5 protein-coding genes are annotated in these 3,512 nt (G+C 53.1%); all 5 read right to left on the reverse strand.

Annotation, left to right across the window (positions count from 1 at the left end):
* Positions 1 to 496: isopentenyl phosphate kinase (locus QCH34_RS09060; protein ID WP_300333110.1), on the reverse strand; the 496-nt coding region annotated here is incomplete at its 3' end.
* Entirely contained in the window at positions 489 to 1,358 is an 870-nt protein-coding gene (gene mvk, locus QCH34_RS09065) for a mevalonate kinase (protein ID WP_300333113.1), read from the reverse strand. The genes mvk and QCH34_RS09060, both read right to left, overlap by 8 nt.
* A 1-nt stretch (position 1,359) precedes the next feature.
* Entirely contained in the window at positions 1,360 to 2,148 is a 789-nt protein-coding gene (gene amrB, locus QCH34_RS09070; protein WP_300333116.1) for an AmmeMemoRadiSam system protein B, read from the reverse strand.
* Between the two features lie 41 nt (positions 2,149 to 2,189).
* On the reverse strand, positions 2,190 to 2,813 hold the full coding sequence (rpsB, locus tag QCH34_RS09075; protein WP_300333119.1) for a 30S ribosomal protein S2: 624 nt from the start codon (positions 2,811 to 2,813) through the stop codon (positions 2,190 to 2,192).
* Positions 2,810 to 3,512 (reverse strand): enolase C-terminal domain-like protein (locus QCH34_RS09080; protein WP_300333121.1); only part of this gene is annotated, 703 nt, incomplete at its 5' end. The genes rpsB and QCH34_RS09080, both read right to left, overlap by 4 nt.

A 3,512-nucleotide genomic window follows, 5' to 3' on the forward strand; every position in this document is an offset into this window, starting at 1 on the left:
AGGGGGCCACGCCTTCTGCTATCCTGAGCACAAGCTGGTCCCCCGAAACAATGCATGCCCCCTTTGCCCGGTCCATCACCACATCGCCATGCAGCACCGGAACGAGTCCGAGTTCTGCCATCTTTGCCAGGTGTCCTGTTTCAAAAGAGATAAGCCTGCCGTTCTCGGCGAGTGATCCGGAGAGTGGATGGACTCCGATCGCATCGAGTCCGGCATCCCGCAGGATCGATACTACAGTGGCATTCAGGCCTGCCACCGCCCGGTGGGTCTCCCCGATACCTATCGCATTTGTCTGCCCGACTCCACCCTGAATTCCATACTTCTCTGCTTCGGGATGGCCGCATGAGCCTGCACCATGAATGAGGATGAGCGGATGGTCATGATGAGATGCGATCATCTCCGCTATCGCGGTGAGCCGGGTATGGTCGATCACACCGGCACTCTGCTTCTCGGTGATTACAGATCCGCCGAGTTTGAGTACAAGCATATTATTCATCTTTCTCTTTCCGTACACCCTGGGTATCGATGCTGGTGATGATTGCACGGGCATCACATGCCTCGATAGCACCGGCGACCCTTGTCTTGGCACTCTTTGAACAGAGTGCGAACATGCATCCGCCACCGCCAGCACCGGTCATTTTTGCACCGAGTGCGCCTGCTGCCCGTGCAGCAAGGACGAGGCGGGAGAGTTGCGGGTGGCCGACTCCGAGCGCCTCAAGCAGCGCATGATTCATATTCATCAGGTTACCAAGCTCACGCGGGTTATTGAAATGGTGCATCGAACATTTTGTTACAGCAGCAATTGCATCGATGATCGGATCGGCAATCTGCGGCCGTGTCTTCTTCAGGTCAGCAACCCGTGCCACCATCCCTGATGTGCTGTGATGGGTGAGGCTGTTTCCGATAACGAGCTGGATCTGCGGCGGCGGGAGCCTCCGTTTTGTGTTGCCGGTGATGAGCACCATGCCCCCGACTGTTGAGACATAGGTGTCTGTTGCGCTTGCCCGCCCGTTCTGGACATTCTTCTCCACGCTGTGAGCCATCAGGGCAAGTTCATCCGGGCTTTTCCCGATATCAAACTCATCGTTGATAGCAAAAAGGGTGGCAACCGTCACAGCAGCAGATGAGCCAAGCCCCGAAGAGCTTGGAAGCTGGGACCTGACATATACCGAACCCGAAACACCCATCTGCCTGAAACATTCGGCTATATAGGTAGAGTTTGGTTTCTTCTGTCGTTTCGCCTTCCTGACTGTAACCATGACACGGGGCTTGATCGCCATTGCGATCCCGGGTTTCCCATAGACGACCGCGTGTTCACCAAAGAGGAAGACTTTACCTGGTGCGCTCCATGTTGCCAACCTATACCACCGCAATGGCTGCGTAACCAACGACTTCAGGATCCCCGGTCACATCGCCGCTTGTCATATATGAGAGGAGTATACCTTTCTCGGCACCGAGATCGGACGTGGCACGGATCATCGTGGCAATGGGGCCATAGCCGCATGCTGATATGCCGAGCTTTGTGATACGCTGGTAGAGTTCATCGCTGTCGAGTGAAAGAATTGCTTCGATTGCCTTTGAATCGAGCTTTTCAGCCTCGCTTCGTGGGATATAATGTGAAAAATCACTTGATGCGACGATGATTGCTTCTTTCTTTGTCTTCTGAAGTGCCGAGAGTATCCTCCCTGATAGTCTTTCTGCCTCTTCCGGAGACTGATCGCCCATCAGGATCGGGGTGATTCTGGCACGTGGAAACCGGTATTTGATGAATGGCATCTGTGTCTCGAGCGAGTTCTCGTCTTCCTGGTGAGCATCCTCATCAACCGGAATTTCAAGTGCAAGAGAGAGCCTCTCATCATTGGTGATGATCCCAAGTGGCGTCTCCCAGGGGAGTGTTGAGACACAGGTGCGGTACCCGCGATGGCTCGGGCCGATGACAATGAATGTACCGGAAAAACCCGGATCGATGCATCCATAACCCCGGGCTGCTACAGCACCTGAATATGGATACCCGGCATGAGGTACAACAATGCCAAGGGGGTGAAGCCGGTCTGTTTTTGTCTTGAAGAACATCTCGAGCACCTGTTCAAGGTGCCCGGGCTCTTTCGGATAAAACATCCCTGCCATTCTACAGTTACGGATCTCCATAGGTCTCCCCCACCTCATCTGGCAGTTGTTCTTCAGACTATTTAAATATCGGTCTCAAAGTCTTCCGGGGTGAGCGATGTTGTGACACCGCGAATCCTGAGCATCTCCTTTGCAAGGAGATAGTAGATCATGGAGAGAGCTTTTCTGCCTTTATTGTTTGTTGGAATGACGAGATCGATATTTCGCAGGCTGTTGTTTGTATCACAGAGGGCGATTGTCGGAATACCGCTCTGTACCGCTTCACGAACAACCTGTGCATCACCGATCGGGTCAGTGACAATAACGACATCCGGTTCGATGTACTTGTTCAGCGTGGTCTCGTTTAAGGCCGGATTTGTCAGCATGCCCGGAATAAATCGTCCGGTTGAGGCCATTGCACCGATTACATCAGCAAATTTGCGTGCAGGATACTGGCCGTACTGTCGTGAGGTAACTACCAGGATCTTTGGTGCTTCAAACCTTGAGAGGAATGTTGCTGCCTGTTTGATCCGCTCATCAGTCTTTCTGATGTCAATGATGTAGAGTCCGTCTCCACGAACCCGGTAGATGAAGTTCATCATCTCATTGCTCTTCTGCTGTGTCCCAATGTGAACGCCTGCTGCAAGGTACTCCTCAACCGGTACAAGAGGTTCGTTCAGTTCGATATCAAGTTCATTCTCGCTCATTCAAAATTCTCCGAAATACGTATTAATTCATTCAGTTTCGCTATTCGTTCGCCTCCGACGATGCCGCATTTCAGGTAGATGCACCCGAATGCAACAGCGAGGTGGGCGATGGTCTCATCTGTCGTCTCTCCCGACCGATGGCTCATCACCGTCTCCAGGCCAAACCGCTCTGCAAGGTGGACTGCCTCGAAGGTATCGGTGAGTGTTCCAATCTGGTTTGGCTTGATTAAAACGGCACTGGCAGATGCAATTTCGATGCCGTTCTGGATACGCTCAGGATTTGTGACGAAGAGATCATCTCCGCAGATGAGGCAGTTGTCATTGACCTGGTCTGTGAGGTTGGAGAACCCTTCAAAATCCTCTTCGTGGAGTGGATCTTCGACATAGACAAGGCCGTATTCATCGACGAGATCGGCGATATAGGCGATCTGGTCCTCGGTGGTCCGGCTCCGTTCACGGTAGATGTACCGCTCCCCGTCCCAGAGTTCGGTTGCCGCAACATCAAGGCCGATGGCAACGGTAACGCCGGTCTCATCGCAGACGGTGTCTATGGCTGAACCTATCAGGTCAAGGGCTTCCGTGTCGGTGATCTGTGGCGCCCATGCCCCTTCATCACCTTTTCCACAGGTGATCCCCTGTGCAGTCAGGAGCTTTTTGACCTCCTTGTGGACGAGGGCATTCGTGAAGACGGCTTCTCTT

Origin of the sequence: Methanocalculus sp. (assembly GCF_029762515.1) — an archaeon.
Classification (GTDB): Archaea; Halobacteriota; Methanomicrobia; order Methanomicrobiales; family Methanocorpusculaceae; genus Methanocalculus.

Coding starts and splice junctions, on each gene's coding strand:
- amrB (WP_300333116.1), bottom strand. CDS start 2,148: ATGGAGATCCGTAACTGTAGAATGGCAGGGATGTTTTATCCGAAAGAG.
- rpsB (WP_300333119.1), bottom strand. CDS start 2,813: ATGAGCGAGAATGAACTTGATATCGAACTGAACGAACCTCTTGTACCG.